This window comes from Streptomyces sp. JLBT605 (genome assembly GCF_058215555.1).
The window spans coordinates 2,759,543-2,774,464 of the sequence record NZ_CM177087.1; the positions used below are offsets into that span (position 1 = coordinate 2,759,543).

Here is a 14,922-nt window from a genome sequence, read left to right on the forward strand (position 1 = left end):
GATCAGACCGCCCTCATCAGCAGGGTCGCGGCGATCAGCACCGCCGCACCGCCGAACATCGAGACCGCGTACGTGCGGGCGTAGCCGTTCTGCAGCTTCCGCAGCCGCCCGGACAGCCCGCCCACACCGGCGGCGGTGCCGTTGACCACCCCGTCGACCAGCTTGTGGTCGACGTAGACCAGGCCGCGGGTGAGGTACTGGCCCGGCCTGACCAGTACGGCGTGGTTGAAGTCGTCCTGGAGCAGGTCGCGGCGGGCGGCCCGGGTGAGCGCGCTGCCGCGCGGCGGCCGGACCGGGACGGGCCGGCGGCCGTACTGCGCCCAGGCGAGCGCCACACCGACGGCCAGCACGACCATGGTCCCGGCGGTGACGGTGGTGGCGCTCAGCGGCGAGTCGCCGTGCTCGTGCCCGGTCACCGGCTCCAGCCACTTCAGGAAGGCGTCGTTGAGGCTGAACAGGCCGCCCGCGAAGACCGATCCGAAGGCGAGGACGATCATCGGGATCGTCATGGACCTGGGGGACTCGTGCGGGTGCGGCAGCTCCCCGGGGTGCGCCTCGATGCCCGGTTCCACGCTGGGCGCGGTGTCCGGGTCGGGGGCCGGCTGCCAGCGCTTCTCACCGAAGAAGGTCAGCAGCATCACGCGGGTCATGTAGTACGCGGTGATGGCCGCGCCGAGCAGTGCCGCGCCGCCCAGGATCCAGCCCTCGGTGCCGCCCTTGGCGAAGGCCGCCTCGATGATCTTGTCCTTGGACCAGAAGCCGGAGAGGCCGGGGAAGCCGATGATGGCCAGGTAGCCGAGGCCGAAGGTGGCGAAGGTGACCGGCATGTACGTGCGCAGGCCGCCGTACTTGCGCATGTCCACTTCGTCGTTCATGGCGTGCATGACGGACCCGGCGCCCAGGAACAGCCCGGCCTTGAAGAAGCCGTGGGTCACCAGGTGCATGATCGCGAAGACGTAGCCGATCGGGCCGAGTCCGGCCGCCAGGATCATGTAGCCGATCTGCGACATGGTCGAACCGGCGAGCGCCTTCTTGATGTCGTCCTTCGCGCAACCGACGATCGCACCGAAGAGCAGCGTGACCGCGCCGACGGTGACCACCGCGGTCTGCGCGTCGGGCGCGGCGTTGAAGATCGCGCCGGAGCGGGTGATCAGGTAGACGCCGGCGGTCACCATGGTCGCGGCGTGGATGAGGGCCGAGACCGGGGTCGGGCCCTCCATCGCGTCGCCCAGCCAGGACTGGAGCGGCACCTGCGCGGACTTGCCGCAGGCGGCGAGCAGCAGCATCAGCCCGATCGCGGTCAGCTTGCCCTCTCCGGCCCGCTCCGCCTCGGAGAGCACCGGGGCGAAGGCGAAGGTCCCGAAGGTGGTGAACATCAGCATGATCGCGATGGACAGGCCGACATCGCCGACGCGGTTGACGATGAACGCCTTCTTCGCCGCGGTGGCCGCGCTCGGCTTGTGCTGCCAGAAGCCGATCAGCAGGTACGAGGCGAGGCCCACGCCCTCCCAGCCGACGTACAGCAGCAGGTAGTTGTCGGCGAGGACGAGCAGCAGCATCGCCGCGAGGAAGAGGTTGAGATAGCCGAAGAAGCGGCGGCGGCGCTCGTCGTGCTCCATGTAGCCGATCGAGTAGACGTGGATCAGGCTGCCCACGCCGGTGATCAGCAGGACGAAGGTCATCGACAACTGGTCGAGCTGGAAGGCGACATCGGCCCGGAAGCCGTCGACCGGGATCCAGCTGAACAGGTGGCTGTGCAGGGCGCGGTCGTGCTCGTCGGCGCCCAGCATGTCGGCGAAGAGCACCGCGCCGACCAGGAAGGAGGCCGCGGCCGCCAGGGTGCCGATCAGATGGCCGACGTGGTCCAGGCGCCGCCCGCCGCACAGCAGGACCGCGGCGCCGAGCAGCGGCGCCGCGACAAGCAATCCGATGAGGTTCTCCACTTGAACGCGACCCCTTCTAGAGCTTCATCAGGCTGGCGTCGTCGACCGAGGCCGAGTGGCGGGCGCGGAAGATGGTCACGATGATCGCGAGGCCGACCACGACCTCGGCCGCGGCGACCACCATCGTGAAGAACGCCACGATCTGCCCGTCGAGGTTGCCGTGCATCCGGGAGAAGGCGACGAACGCGAGGTTGCAGGCGTTCAGCATCAGCTCGACGCACATGAACACGACGATGGCGTTGCGCCGGATCAGCACCCCGGCCGCACCGATGGTGAACAGCAGCGAGGCCAGGTAGAGGTAGTAGACCGGGTTCACTTGGCGACTCCCTCGGAGGCGTGTCCGTCGTTCGCCCCGCCGCCGGCCCCGGCGGCCGGGCCCTGGCCGGGTACCGCCCCGGCGCCGGCGCCGTTCTCGTCCCCCGGCCGGTACGCGGTCGAGCCGGCGGCCTCCGGGCGGTACAGCGTGGAGCCGGTGCCGCCCTGCTGGCGCCGCCACTGCCCGGCCCGCTGCTCCAGCGCGGCGAGATCGGCCAGGGCCTTGCCGGAGACGTCCCGGACCTGGCCGCGGCCGCGCAGCGTGGCGTTGACGGTGAGCTCGGCGGTGGTGCCGTCGGGCAGCAGGCCGGGGATGTCCACCGCGTTGTGCCGGGCGTAGACGCCGGGGGCGGGCAGTGGCGGCACGTGCTTGCCGGCGCGGACCCGCTGCTCGGCCAGCTCGCGCTGCGACTTGCGCCGCTCGGTGCGCTCCCGGTGGGTGAGCACCATCGCGCCGACCGCCGCGGTGATCAGCAGGGCGCCGGTGATCTCGAAGGCGAAGACGTACTTGGTGAAGATGAGCTCGGCCAGCCCCTCGACGTTCCCGCCGGAATTGGCCTCGCCGGTGCCGTTCCAGGTGTTCAGCGAGGCGTTGCCGATGCCGGCGCAGAGCAGGATGCCGAAGCCGAGTCCGCACAGCGCGGCCAGCCAGCGCTGGCCTTTCAGGGTCTCCTTGAGGGAGTCGGCGGCGGTGACACCGACCAGCATGACGACGAAGAGGAAGAGCATCATGATCGCGCCGGTGTAGACGACGATCTGCACCACGCCGAGGAAGTACGCGCCGTTGGCGAGGTAGAAGACGGCCAGCACGATCATGGTGCCGGCCAGGCTGAGCGCCGAGTGCACCGCCTTCTTCATCAGCACGGTGGACAGCGCACCGATGACGGCGACGGTGCCCAGCACCCAGAACTGCACCGCCTCGCCGGTCGAGGTGGTGGTCGCCGCGAGCAGCGTGCCGCTCATGCCCGGACCTCCTTGGCGGTGGAACTGGTGTCACCGGAGCGCCGGGAGGGGCCGGAGGTGGTGGAGACCTCGGCGGGCCCGGCGGGCTCGGCGTCGACCGGCGGCTGCTCGCCCTTGCTGTGGGCGACCTGGCGGACCGTGCCGGGCGCGGCCTCGGTGACCAGCCCGCGGTAGTAGTCCTGCTCGTCCATGCCGGGGAAGATCGCGTGCGGACTGTCGACCATCCCCTCCGAGAGGCCGACCAGCAGCTCTTCCTTGGTGTAGATGAGCGATTCGCGGGACCGGTCGGCGAGTTCGTACTCGTTGGTCATGGTCAGCGCCCGGGTCGGGCACGCCTCGACGCACAGCCCGCACAGGATGCAGCGCAGGTAGTTGATCTGGTAGACGCGGCCGTAGCGCTCGCCCGGGGAGTAACGCTCCTCCTCGGTGTTGTCCGCGCCCTCCACGTAGATCGCGTCGGCCGGACACGCCCAGGCGCACAGCTCGCAGCCGATGCACTTCTCCAGCCCGTCCGGGTGCCGGTTGAGCTGGTGGCGGCCGTGGAAGCGGGGAGCGGTGGGCTTCTTCTGCTCCGGATACTGCTCGGTGAACCGCTTCTTGAACATGTTCCCGAAGGTCACGCCGAAGCCCGCCACCGGGTTCTGCCAGGGGGTCCGGGGGGTTTCCGGGTTCTCTCCCCGGGAATTGCGGTCAGGCACCGTCGGCCTCCTCAACCTGGGTGTTCTCCGCCGGGCCGTTGCCGACCAGCTGCCGGTCCTGGCGCGGTCGCCTGCGGGGCACGGGCGGCAGGTTCTGTCCGGGCAGCGGCGGCACCGGATAGCCGCCAGCCATCGGGTCGAAGGCCGGCTCGGGCTTGATGGACTGCGCCGCCTCGGCGGCGGCCCGCTGCTCTTCCCGGTCGCGGAAGATGTCGAAGACGAAGGAGAGCAGCAGCAGGGTCAGGACACCGCCGCCGACATAGAGCACGATCTCCTGGAAGTCGTAGTCCTCGTTGCGCAGCGCGCGGACGGTGGCGACCAGCATCAGCCACACCATGGAGACCGGGATGAGGACCTTCCAGCCCAGCTTCATGAACTGGTCGTAGCGCACCCGCGGGAGGGAGGCGCGGATCCAGATGAAGACGAACAGCCCCAGGCTGACCTTGACCAGGAACCACAGCAGCGGCCACCAGCCGTGGTTGGCGCCTGCCCAGAAGGTGCTGACCGGCCAGGGTGCCCGCCACCCGCCGAGGAAGAGGGTGACCGCGACCATCGAGACGGTGACCATGTTGATGTACTCGGCGAGCATGAACATCGCGAACTTGATCGACGAGTACTCGGTGTTGAAGCCGCCGACCAGGTCGCCCTCGGACTCCGGCATGTCGAACGGGGCGCGGTTGGTCTCGCCGATCATCGCGACGATGTAGATGAGGAACGAGACCGGCAACAGCACCGCGTACCAGCGGTGGTCCTGCGACTCCACGATCGTCGAGGTCGACATGGAGCCGGAGTAGATGAAGACCGCGGCGAAGGACATGCCCATCGCGATCTCGTAGGAGATCATCTGCGCGCAGGAGCGCAATCCGCCGAGCAGCGGATAGGTCGAACCGGAGGACCAGCCGGCCAGGACGATGCCGTAGATGCCGACGGAGGCGGTCGCGAGGATGTAGAGGACGGCGATCGGCAGGTCGGTCAGCTGCATCGCGGTGCGCGTCCCGAAGACCGAGACCTCGTTGTCGGACGGGCCGAAGGGGATCACCGCGACCGCCATGAAGGCCGGGATGGCGGCGACGATCGGCGCGAGGAGGTAGACCGCCTTGTCCGCGCGCTTGACGACCACGTCCTCCTTGAGCATCAGCTTCACGCCGTCCGCGAGGGACTGGAGCATGCCCCACGGGCCGTGCCGGTTGGGGCCGACCCGCTGCTGCATCCAGCCCAGGACCTTGCGCTCCATCACGATGGAGATCAGGACGGTGAGCATCAGCATCGCGAAGCAGAACACGACCTTGAGCAGCACCAGCCACCACGGGTCGTGCCCGAACATCGACAGGTCCTCGGCCGCCAGCACGCTGGGTCGCAGCCCCTGCCGGCCTTCCGCGATCTGGGTGAGGGCACTCACGCTCACACCTCCGTTTCGGGTGCCTCGGGGGCGGTCACCGGCGCGGTGGCCGGGCCGATGCGGACGAGTTCGCCGGGCCGGGCGCCGGTGTCGGGCAGCACGCCGCCGCCCGTGGAGTTGAGCGGCAGCCACACCACCCGGTCCGGCATCGGCGTGACCTTGAGCGGCAGCCGCACCGCGCCGAGCGGGCCGGTGACCGCCAGCAGGTCGCCGTCCTTCACGCCGACCTCCGCCGCGGTGGTTTTCGACAGCCGGGCGACGGCGGCGTGCCGGGTACCGGCCAGCGCGTCGTCGCCGGTCTGCAACAGGCCCTGGTCGAGCAGGAGCCGGTGGCCGGCGAGCACCGCCTCGCCCGCCTCCGGGGAGGGCAGCACATGGCCGGTGGCCAGCGGGTCGGCCGGGCGCAGCCCGTGCCAGGGGCCGAGCCGGGCCATCTCGCGGCGCACCGCGAGGAGGTCCGGCAGCGCCAGGCCGGGCTGCTCGCCGGCGCCCGCGACGGCGGCCATCTCATCGGCCAGCATGTGCAGCACCCGGGCGTCGGCCGGGACGTGCGGCCGGGTGGCCTGGGCGGGCTGGATCGCCGTCTCGAACGGCCGGGCGCGGCCCTCCCAGTTGAGGAAGGTGCCCGCCTTCTCGGCGACGGCCGCGGCCGGGAAGACCACGTCCGCCCGGGCGGTGACCTCGGTCGGCCGCTGCTCCACGCTCACCAGGAAGCCGACCGTGTCCAGCGCCTGACGGGCCAGGACCGGGTCCGGCAGGTCCGCCACCTCCACGCCCGCGACGATCAGCGCCCCGAGCTCGCCGGCGGCCGCGGCCTCGATGATCTGGCCGGTGTCCCGCCCGTAGCTGTGCGGCAGCCGATCGACGCCCCACACCTCGGCGGTCTCCTGGCGGGCGCGCGGGTCGGTGGTGGGGCGGCCGCCGGGCAGCAGCCCGGGCAGCGCCCCGGCCTCGACGGCGCCGCGCTCCCCGGCCCGGCGCGGAATCCACGCCAGCCGGGCGCCGGTGGCGGTGGCCAGCCGGACGGCGGCGGTGAGCGCGCCGGGCACGGCGGCCAGTCGCTCACCGGCACAGATCACCGCCCCCTCGGTGCGCAGCGCCTGGGCCGCGGCCTGTCCCGCCTCGTCCAGGCCCACCTGGCCGGCGAGTGCGTCCAGCCACTCGGTCTCGGTGCCGGGGGCGGCGGGCAGCAGCGTGCCGCCCGCCTTCTCCAGGCCGCGGGTGGCGTGGGTGGCCAGCCCGAAGGTGCGCTGCCCGTGCTTGCGGTGCGCCTTGCGCAGCCGCAGGAAGACGCCGGGCGCCTCCTCCTCCGCCTCCAGGCCCGCCAGCAGCACCGCCGGGGCCCGCTCCAGCAGGGTGTAGGTGACACCCTCGCCGTCCAAGTCCCGGCCGCGGCCGGCGACCCGGGCGGCGAGGAAGTCGGCCTCCTCGGCGCTGTGCGCGCGGGCCCGGAAGTCGATGTCGTTGGTGGAGAGCGCCACACGGGCGAACTTGGCGTAGGCGTAGGCGTCCTCGACGGTGAGCCGGCCGCCGGTCAGCACGGCGACACCGGCTCCTTGGGCGCCGGCGGTCCGGCCCCGGGCGGCGGCCAGCCCCTCGGCGGCGATCCGCAGCGCCTCCGGCCAGCTCGCCCGTCCCAGCTCGCCGGTGGACCGGTCACGGACCAGCGGGGTGGTCAGCCGGTCCGGCAGCTGGGCGTAGCGGAAGGCGAAGCGGCCCTTGTCGCAGATCCACTCCTCGTTGACCTCGGGGTCGTTGGCGGCCATGCGCCGCATCACCTTGCCGCGCCGGTGGTCGGTGCGGGTGGCGCAGCCGCCGGCGCAGTGCTCGCACACGCTCGGCGAGGAGACCAGGTCGAAGGGGCGGGCGCGGAAGCGGTAGGCGGCCGAGGTCAGCGCGCCCACCGGGCAGATCTGGATGGTGTTGCCGGAGAAGTACGACTCGAAGGGGTCGCCCTCGCCGGTGCCGACCTGCTGGAGGGCGCCGCGCTCCAGCAGCTCGATCATCGGGTCGCCCGCGACCTGCGTGGAGAAGCGGGTGCAGCGGGCGCACAGCACGCAGCGCTCGCGGTCCAGCAACACCTGCGTGGAGATCGGGACCGGCTTGGCGAAGGTCCTCTTCTGCCCCTCGAAGCGGGTGTCCGGGTCGCCGGTGGACATCGCCTGGTTCTGCAGCGGACACTCGCCGCCCTTGTCGCAGACCGGGCAGTCCAGCGGGTGGTTGATCAGCAGCAGCTCCATCACGCCGCGCTGCGCCTTCTCGGCCACCGGCGAGGTCAGCTGGGTGCGGACGACCATGCCGTCGGTGCAGGTGATGGTGCAGGAGGCCATCGGCTTGCGCTGGCCCTCGACCTCCACGATGCACTGGCGGCAGGCGCCGACCGGGTCCAGCAGCGGGTGGTCGCAGAAGCGCGGGATCTCGATGCCGAGCAGCTCCGCGGCGCGGATGACCAGCGTCCCCTTGGGGACGGAGATCTCGATCCCGTCGATGGTCAGCGAGACCAGGTCCTCCGGCGGGACCGCCGCCGCTCCCCCTCCGGAGGGAGCATTGGTGGTCAGTGTCATGCGTTCACCTCCAGGTGAGAGGGGATCGGGCCGTCGGCCCAAGCGGTGGACCTGGCCGGGTCGAAGGGGCAGCCGCGGCCTTCGATGTGCTGTTCGTACTCCTCGCGGAAGAAGGAGAGCGAGGAGAAGATCGGGGCGGCCGCGCCGTCGCCGAGCGCGCAGAACGACTTGCCGTTGATGGTGTCGGCGATGTCGTTCAGCTTGTCGAGGTCTGCCATCCGGCCCTTGCCGGCCTCGATGTCGCGCAGCAACTGCACGAGCCAGTAGGTGCCTTCGCGGCAGGGGGTGCACTTGCCGCAGGACTCATGGGCGTAGAACTCGGTCCACCGGGTGACCGCGCGCACCACGCAGGTGGTCTCGTCGAAGCACTGCAGGGCCTTGGTGCCGAGCATCGATCCGGCGCCGCCGACGCCCTCGTAGTCCAGCGGGACGTCCAGATGCTCCTCGGTGAGCATCGGGGTGGAGGAGCCGCCGGGGGTCCAGAACTTGAGGCGGTGTCCGGGGCGCATGCCGCCGCTCATCTCCAGCAGCTGGCGCAGCGTGATGCCCAGCGGCGCCTCGTACTGGCCAGGGCTGGCGACGTGTCCGGACAGCGAGTAGAGCGTGAAGCCCGGGGACTTCTCGCTGCCCATCGAACGGAACCATTCCTTGCCCTTGTTGAGGATCGAGGGAACAGACGCGATGGACTCGACGTTGTTCACCACAGTGGGGCAGGCGTAGAGGCCGGCGACCGCGGGGAAGGGGGGCCTGAGCCGGGGCTGGCCGCGGCGTCCTTCCAGGGAGTCCAGCAGCGCGGTCTCCTCACCGCAGATGTAGGCGCCTGCGCCGGCGTGCACGGTGATGTCCAGGGCGGGGAGATCACCGAGGCCCAGCGCCTGGCTGCGCTGCTCGGCGGTGCCGAGGTAGCCGGCGTCGTATGCCTCGCGCACGGCCTCGTGCAGCCGCCGCAGCACCGGCACGACCTCGCCGCGCAGATAGATGAAGGCGTGGCTGGACCGGATGGCGTGGCAGGCGATGGCCATGCCCTCGATCAGCGAGTGCGGATTGGCGAAGAGGAGGGGGATGTCCTTGCAGGTGCCGGGTTCGGATTCATCGGCGTTGACGACCAGGTAGTGCGGCTTGCCGTCGCCCTGCGGGATGAACTGCCACTTCATGCCGGTGGGGAAGCCCGCGCCGCCGCGGCCGCGCAGCCCGGCGTCCTTGACCAGCGCGATCACGTCGTCGGGGGCCATCGCGAGGGCCTTGCGCATGCCCTCGTAGCCCTCATGCCGGCGGTAGGTCTCCAGGGTCCAGGAGCGGGGCTCGTCCCAGAAGGCGGAGAGCACGGGGGCGAGCAGCTTCTCGGGGCTGTTGTCGTCTCCCCCGGCTCCCGGCTGGGGGCCGCCTCCCTGCTCGGCTGCCACGGTCATCACTCCCCCTCCTCACGGATCGGGCCGGACGGGTGCTGCGGGTCCGAGGCGGATGTGGTCTGCGGCGCGTCATGCGAGCTGGGGTGCGTCGCCGGCGCTTCTCCCGACGGGTGGTCGGCGGTCCGCGGGGAGACCACCCGGCCCGGTGCGGTCTCCCCCTTGGCCAGGCGGAGTCCGACCAGCGAGGCGGGCCCGGCGCCGCCGGTGGCCTCGACCGCGCCGGGGCGGGTGTCGGGGAAGCCGGCGAGGATCCGCGCGGTCTCCTTGTAGGTGCACAGCGGCGCGCCGCGGGTGGGGTGGACGGTGCGGCCGGCCCGCAGGTCGTCGACGAGCTGCTTGGCGGACTCGGGCGTCTGGTTGTCGAAGAACTCCCAGTTCACCATCACCACCGGCGCGAAGTCGCAGGCCGCGTTGCACTCGATGTGCTCCAGGGTGACCTTGCCGTCCTCGGTGGTCTCGCCGTTCGCCAGCCGCAGGTGCTCGCGCAGCGCGTCGAAGATGGCGTCGCCGCCCAGCACCGCGCAGAGCGTGTTGGTGCAGACCCCGACCTGGTAGTCGCCGGACGGCTTGCGCCGGTACATCGTGTAGAAGGTGGCGACGGCGGTGACCTCGGCGGTGGTCAGGTCGAGCATCTCGGCGCAGAAGCGGATGCCGGTGCGGGTGACATGACCCTCTTCGGCCTGGACCAGGTGCAGCAGCGGAAGCAGCGCGCTGCGGCTGCCGGGGTAGCGGGCGATCACCTCCCGGGCGTCGGCCTCCAGCCGGGCGCGCACCTCGGCCGGGTAGTCGGGGGCCGGGAGCTCGGGCATCCCCAGGCTCACCTCGTGGTCGGCGGGTGTGGCTGTCACCGGTCGACGCCTCCCATCACAGGGTCGATGGACGCGACGGCCACGATGACGTCGGCGACCTGGCCGCCTTCGCACATCGCCGCCACGGACTGCAGGTTGGTGAAGGACGGGTCGCGGAAGTGGACCCGGTAGGGGCGGGTGCCGCCGTCGCTGACCACGTGCACGCCCAGCTCGCCCTTGGGTGACTCGATCGCCGCGTACGCCTGGCCCGGCGGGACCCGGAACCCCTCGGTCACCAGCTTGAAGTGGTGGATCAGGGCCTCCATCGAGGTGCCCATGATCTTCTTGATGTGGTCCAGGGAGTTGCCCAGGCCGTCCGGGCCGAGCGCCAGCTGAGCGGGCCAGGCGATCTTCTTGTCCGCGACCATCACCGGGCCGGGCCGCAGCCGGTCCAGGCACTGCTCGACGATCCGCAGCGACTGGCGCATCTCCTCGACGCGGATGACGAAGCGCCCGTAGGCGTCGCAGGTGTCGGCGGTGGGGACCTCGAAGTCGTAGGTCTCGTAGCCGCAGTAGGGCTGGGACTTGCGCAGGTCATGCGGGAGTCCGGTGGCCCGCAGTATCGGGCCGGTGATGCCGAGCGCCATGCAGCCGGTCAGGTCCAGGTAGCCGACGTCCTGGGTGCGGCCCTTGAAGATCGGGTTCCCGGTGGCCAGCTTGTCGTACTCCGGGAGGTGCTTGCGCATCTTCGCCACGAACGCCCGGATCTGGTCGATCGCGCCGGGCGGCAGGTCCTGGGCGACCCCGCCGGGCCGGACGAACGCGTGGTTCATCCGCAGACCGGTGATCAGCTCGAAGAGGTCCAGGATCAGCTCGCGGTCCCGGAAGCCGGTGAACATCATGGTGATCGCGCCCAGCTCCATGCCACCGGTGGCCGCGTAGACCAGGTGGGAGGAGATCCGGTTGAGCTCCATCAGCAGCACCCGGATGATCGTGGCGCGCTCGGGGATCTGGTCCTCGATGTCCAGCAGCCGCTCCACGCCCAGGCAGTACCCCACCTCGTTGAAGAAGGGGGTCAGATAGTCCATGCGCGTCACGAAGGTGGTGCCCTGCGTCCAGTTCCGGAACTCGAGGTTCTTCTCGATGCCGGTGTGCAGGTAGCCGATGCCGCAGCGGGCTTCGGTCACCGTCTCGCCGTCGATCTCCAGGATCAGCCGGAGCACCCCGTGGGTGGAGGGGTGCTGCGGGCCCATGTTGACGATGATCCGCTCGTCGTCGGCCTTGGCCGCGCCGGCCACGACCTCGTCCCAGTCGCCGCCGGTGACGGTGTAGACGGTGCCCTCGGTGGTCTCGCGGGAGGATGCGGGCGGCGTTGAGTGGATGGCAGACATCAGCTGTACGACCTCCGCTGGTCGGGAGCCGGGATCTCGGCGCCCTTGTACTCGATGGGGATGCCGCCGAGTGAGTAGTCCTTGCGCTGCGGGTGGCCCTGCCAGTCGTCGGGCATCATGATCCGGGTGAGCGCGGGGTGGCCGTCGAAGATCAGGCCGAAGAAGTCGTAGGTCTCGCGCTCGTGCCAGTCGTTGGTCGGGTAGACGCCCACGATGGACGGGATGTGCGGGTCGCTGTCGGGCGCGGACACCTCCAGCCGGATCAGCCGGTTGTGGGTGATCGAGCGCAGGTGGTAGACGGCGTGCAGCTCCCGGCCCTTGTCGCCGGGGTAGTGCACCCCGCTCACCCCGGTGCACAGCTCGAAGCGGAGCGCGGGGTCGTCGCGCAGGGTGCGGGCGACCTGGGGCAGATGCTCACGGGCGATGTGGAAGGTGATCTCGCCGCGGTGCACCACGGTCTTCTCGATGGCGTTCTCCGGGACCAGGCCCTGCTCCTCCAGGGCGCCTTCCAGCTCGTCGGCGATCTCGTCGAACTCGCCGTGGCCGCCGGTGGAGCGCGGTCCTCCGTACGGGCGGGTGGCCGCGCCGGGCAGCCGGACGGTCCGCACCAGACCGCCGTAGCCGGAGGTGTCACCGCCGTTGTCGGCGCCGAACATGCCCTTCCGTACGCCGATGACGTCACCGGTGTCCTCGCGCTGCGCCGGAACGCCGTTCTGCTCGGCGCCCGCGTCTCGCTGCTCGTCGCTCACCGCAGCAGCCCCTTCATCTCGATCGTCGGGAGCGCCTTGAGCGCCGCTTCCTCCGCCTCGCGGGCCGCCTGCTCGCGGTTGACGCCGAGCTTCTCGTTGCGGATCTTCTCGTGCAGCTTGAGGATCGCGTCGAGGAGCATCTCGGGCCGCGGCGGGCAGCCGGGCAGGTAGATGTCGACCGGCACGATGTGGTCCACGCCCTGCACGACCGCGTAGTTGTTGAACATGCCGCCGGAGGAGGCGCAGACGCCCATGGAGATCACCCACTTGGGGTTCGGCATCTGGTCGTAGACCTGGCGCAGCACCGGGGCCATCTTCTGGCTGACCCGGCCGGCCACGATCATCAGGTCGGCCTGGCGCGGCGAGCCGCGGAAGACCTCCATGCCCCAGCGCGCGAGGTCGTAGCGCGCGGTGCCGGTGGCCATCATCTCGATCGCGCAGCAGGCGAGACCGAAGGTGGCGCCGAAGACCGAGGACTTACGGGCCAGCCCCACCGCGTTCTCGACCGTCGTCAGCAGGAAGCCGCTCGGCAGTTTCTCTTCGATACCCATGCGATGTGCCCTCTCTTCCCTTTGGCTCCGCTCGGGCCGCCGGCCCTAGTCCCACTCCAGGCCGCCGCGGCGCCAGACGTAGGCGTAGGCGACGAAGACGGTGAGTACGAAGAGGAGCATCTCCACGAGTCCGAACAGCCCCAGCGCGTCGAAGGTGACGGCCCAGGGGTAGAGGAAGACGATCTCGATGTCGAAGACGATGAAGAGCATCGCCGTCAGGTAGTACTTGATCGGGAAGCGCCCGCCGCCGGCCGGGTGCGGGGTGGGCTCGATGCCGCATTCGTACGCCTCGAGCTTCGCCCGGTTGTATCGCTTGGGGCCGACGATCGACGCCATGAAGACGGAGACGATCGCGAAACCTGCCCCGAGGGCTCCCAGTACGAGGATGGGCGCGTATGCGTTCACCGTCCTCGCTCCCTTCGTCGACGATGACTGTGGGCTCCCGGCCCGTGGGACCGGGGTGGACCGCACCGGACCCGCTCCCCGCCGCACGAAGATCGTGTTTATGTGAGGCAGTTCACAAGCCCGATTCGCCTGCATCCTATGCCCGTCGGTCTGTGATCTGCGACACGGGGTACGGGAACGTCTTTGTGATCTCCACCACCTGACGAAGGATCATGAAGTCGGATGAGCGGTGATCTTCATACGCGAAGCGTTCGAGTGATCACGAGAAGTGACATTATGGCCCGTCTGCGCTGGTCGGGGCGGTCTGGCCATATCAAGCGATGACTGGTACACGCAAATTGGCGATGGACACCGTCAACTGATATTGGGGTCACCCACCCGTCAGGGTGGCCCGGAGTGATCGCCCGCTCGTGAAGCGATGCGCGAGCCGCGGCCGGGCGAGAAGACCGGACGACAAGGCCGGGCGAGGGGGCGGGCGAGAGGGGCGGTCGGGGCGCCGAGCCGGGGCGCAGACCGGAAGGGGCGGCTCCGGCGTGAGGTATCCCACGCCCCCACTACTTGTAGATCTCGATTCCCCGGGAAACCTTGGTGCGCCGCCTAAGAAGGTGATAAGGGCTCGCCGCGGGCCCCCAAGGCGCCAAATGCCATGCGTATGCACATGATCGAGAATTTCGGACAGACCGCACGGCGGCCCGCACATGATCAAAACGGCTCGATTTTCGCCATGTCCACGCCATTTGTGGCGCACGTCACGTTTGTTGATCTCAGCCAGGGGCCCCTGATAGCCGTTTACCCATGTCCCTGAGCGCTCACATACCCAGCCACCGGAAGCCCCGCCGTGCCGCGTCCTCCACGCGCGCACTCCGCGCCGGGGTGACCGGTGGCTTCCTCAGCCTCGCGGTGGCCGGCACCACGGTGTCCGCCACTGCCGCCGAGACGCCCGCTGCCGAGTCGACGCTTGAGATGCCGACCATCAGCGAGACGCTGGCGAGCACCGCCACGCAGACCGCCGACGCCACCGAGCAAGCGGCGTTCGGCTACGAGTTGCAGGCGCAGCAGGACCAGGCGGCCGACGAAGCCCTGGAAGCCGCCAAGAAGTCCAAGGCCGAGGCGGAAGCCCGTGCCGAGGCCAAGGCGAAGGCCGAGCGCGAGGCCGCTCGCAAGGCCGAGGCCGAGCGGGCCACCGCGGCGGCTCAGGCCCGCGCCTCGCGCTCCGAGGACCGCGGCCCGATCGGTGGCCAGTCCGCCGAGTCGACCCCGGCGCCGTCCTCCAACGCCTCGGGCAGCGTCGCCACGCTCCTGGACTTCCTCCGCGCCCAGGTGGGCAAGGCGTACGTGTCCGGCGCGACCGGCCCGTCCGCCTACGACTGCTCCGGTCTCACCATGACCGCGTTCAAGCAGATCGGCATCAGCCTGCCGCGCGTCTCGCAGGACCAGTCGACCGTGGGCACCCAGGTCTCGCTGGACGCCCTGCAGCCCGGCGACATCCTCTACTGGGGCAGCTCGGGCAGCGCCTACCACGTCGCCGTCTACGTCGGGAACGGCAACTTCATCGGCGCGCAGAACTCCAGCACCGGTGTCGTGGAGCGCCCGCTCAGCTACGACATGCCGACCGGCGCGGTCCGGGTTCTCTGACCCGTACCCCCACCACGTCGCGCCGAAGGGCCGCCGACCCGCATCCGCGGGTCGGCGGCCCTTCGTACGTGTGCGGCGGCCCTTCGTACGTGTGCGGCGGCCTTGTCCGTAC

14 protein-coding genes are annotated in these 14,922 nt (G+C 70.5%); 1 reads left to right on the forward strand and 13 read right to left on the reverse strand.

The annotated features are described in order from the left end of the window. Nucleotides 1-2: 2 nt before the first annotated feature. The 13 genes from nuoL to AC4BDD_RS12145 all read right to left on the reverse strand — a co-directional run bounded on the left by nuoL (nucleotide 3) and on the right by AC4BDD_RS12145 (nucleotide 13,549). A complete protein-coding gene (gene nuoL / locus AC4BDD_RS12085) occupies nucleotides 3-1,943 on the reverse strand; it encodes an NADH-quinone oxidoreductase subunit L (RefSeq protein WP_490691001.1) in 1,941 nt (646 codons plus the stop codon). 16 nt (nucleotides 1,944-1,959) lie between these two features. Then, nucleotides 1,960-2,259, reverse strand: a complete 300-nt coding sequence (gene nuoK / locus AC4BDD_RS12090) for an NADH-quinone oxidoreductase subunit NuoK (RefSeq protein WP_490691002.1) — start codon at nucleotides 2,257-2,259, stop codon at nucleotides 1,960-1,962. Continuing rightward, the gene (locus AC4BDD_RS12095) at nucleotides 2,256-3,221 is read right to left on the reverse strand and encodes an NADH-quinone oxidoreductase subunit J (protein ID WP_490691003.1); all 966 of its coding nucleotides are present in this window, start codon (nucleotides 3,219-3,221) and stop codon (nucleotides 2,256-2,258) included. The genes nuoK and AC4BDD_RS12095 overlap by 4 nt, the downstream gene beginning before the upstream one ends. Further along, nucleotides 3,218-3,826, reverse strand: a complete 609-nt coding sequence (gene nuoI / locus AC4BDD_RS12100) for an NADH-quinone oxidoreductase subunit NuoI (protein ID WP_490691750.1) — start codon at nucleotides 3,824-3,826, stop codon at nucleotides 3,218-3,220. The genes AC4BDD_RS12095 and nuoI overlap by 4 nt, the downstream gene beginning before the upstream one ends. Nucleotides 3,827-3,911: 85 nt before the next feature. Then, nucleotides 3,912-5,243, reverse strand: a complete 1,332-nt coding sequence (nuoH, locus tag AC4BDD_RS12105) for an NADH-quinone oxidoreductase subunit NuoH (RefSeq protein ID WP_490691751.1) — start codon at nucleotides 5,241-5,243, stop codon at nucleotides 3,912-3,914. 77 nt (nucleotides 5,244-5,320) lie between these two features. Beyond that, nucleotides 5,321-7,882 carry an NADH-quinone oxidoreductase subunit G gene (locus AC4BDD_RS12110; RefSeq protein WP_490691004.1) on the reverse strand — a complete coding sequence of 854 codons (2,562 nt, stop codon included), beginning with the start codon at nucleotides 7,880-7,882 and terminating at the stop codon, nucleotides 5,321-5,323. After that, nucleotides 7,879-9,291 carry an NADH-quinone oxidoreductase subunit NuoF gene (gene nuoF / locus AC4BDD_RS12115; protein WP_490691005.1) on the reverse strand — a complete coding sequence of 471 codons (1,413 nt, stop codon included), beginning with the start codon at nucleotides 9,289-9,291 and terminating at the stop codon, nucleotides 7,879-7,881. Before nuoF ends, AC4BDD_RS12110 begins: the two co-directional genes overlap by 4 nt. After that, nucleotides 9,291-10,100 carry an NADH-quinone oxidoreductase subunit NuoE gene (gene nuoE, locus AC4BDD_RS12120; protein WP_490691752.1) on the reverse strand — a complete coding sequence of 270 codons (810 nt, stop codon included), beginning with the start codon at nucleotides 10,098-10,100 and terminating at the stop codon, nucleotides 9,291-9,293. The genes nuoF and nuoE overlap by 1 nt, the downstream gene beginning before the upstream one ends. A 35-nt stretch (nucleotides 10,101-10,135) precedes the next feature. Beyond that, nucleotides 10,136-11,470 (reverse strand): NADH-quinone oxidoreductase subunit D, encoded by a 1,335-nt coding sequence (locus AC4BDD_RS12125; protein WP_490691006.1) that lies wholly within the window; start codon nucleotides 11,468-11,470, stop codon nucleotides 10,136-10,138. Then, complete coding sequence (locus tag AC4BDD_RS12130) at nucleotides 11,470-12,219, reverse strand: NADH-quinone oxidoreductase subunit C (protein WP_490691007.1); 750 nt, start codon at nucleotides 12,217-12,219, stop codon at nucleotides 11,470-11,472. The genes AC4BDD_RS12125 and AC4BDD_RS12130 overlap by 1 nt, the downstream gene beginning before the upstream one ends. Next, entirely contained in the window at nucleotides 12,216-12,770 is a 555-nt protein-coding gene (locus AC4BDD_RS12135) for a NuoB/complex I 20 kDa subunit family protein (RefSeq protein ID WP_490691008.1), read from the reverse strand. Before AC4BDD_RS12135 ends, AC4BDD_RS12130 begins: the two co-directional genes overlap by 4 nt. Nucleotides 12,771-12,815: 45 nt before the next feature. Continuing rightward, nucleotides 12,816-13,175 (reverse strand): NADH-quinone oxidoreductase subunit A, encoded by a 360-nt coding sequence (locus AC4BDD_RS12140; protein WP_490691009.1) that lies wholly within the window; start codon nucleotides 13,173-13,175, stop codon nucleotides 12,816-12,818. A gap of 236 nt (nucleotides 13,176-13,411) precedes the next feature. Then, complete coding sequence (locus AC4BDD_RS12145) at nucleotides 13,412-13,549, reverse strand: hypothetical protein (RefSeq protein WP_490691010.1); 138 nt, start codon at nucleotides 13,547-13,549, stop codon at nucleotides 13,412-13,414. Between the two features lie 421 nt (nucleotides 13,550-13,970). Between AC4BDD_RS12145 and AC4BDD_RS12150 the strand changes: the two genes are divergently transcribed. Then, entirely contained in the window at nucleotides 13,971-14,810 is an 840-nt protein-coding gene (locus AC4BDD_RS12150) for a C40 family peptidase (protein ID WP_490691011.1), read from the forward strand. Nucleotides 14,811-14,922 lie beyond the last annotated feature (112 nt).

What these genes read in the sequence shown, in the direction of transcription:
- AC4BDD_RS12150 (WP_490691011.1), top strand. Translation starts at nt 13,971, where the DNA reads ATGTCCCTGAGCGCTCACATACCCAGCCACCGGAAGCCCCGCCGTGCC.
- nuoE (WP_490691752.1), bottom strand. Translation starts at nt 10,100, where the DNA reads ATGCCCGAGCTCCCGGCCCCCGACTACCCGGCCGAGGTGCGCGCCCGG.
- nuoH (WP_490691751.1), bottom strand. Translation starts at nt 5,243, where the DNA reads ATGTTCGGGCACGACCCGTGGTGGCTGGTGCTGCTCAAGGTCGTGTTC.
- AC4BDD_RS12125 (WP_490691006.1), bottom strand. Translation starts at nt 11,470, where the DNA reads ATGTCTGCCATCCACTCAACGCCGCCCGCATCCTCCCGCGAGACCACC.
- nuoI (WP_490691750.1), bottom strand. Translation starts at nt 3,826, where the DNA reads ATGTTCAAGAAGCGGTTCACCGAGCAGTATCCGGAGCAGAAGAAGCCC.
- nuoF (WP_490691005.1), bottom strand. Translation starts at nt 9,291, where the DNA reads ATGACCGTGGCAGCCGAGCAGGGAGGCGGCCCCCAGCCGGGAGCCGGG.
- AC4BDD_RS12095 (WP_490691003.1), bottom strand. Translation starts at nt 3,221, where the DNA reads ATGAGCGGCACGCTGCTCGCGGCGACCACCACCTCGACCGGCGAGGCG.
- AC4BDD_RS12110 (WP_490691004.1), bottom strand. Translation starts at nt 7,882, where the DNA reads ATGACACTGACCACCAATGCTCCCTCCGGAGGGGGAGCGGCGGCGGTC.
- AC4BDD_RS12135 (WP_490691008.1), bottom strand. Translation starts at nt 12,770, where the DNA reads ATGGGTATCGAAGAGAAACTGCCGAGCGGCTTCCTGCTGACGACGGTC.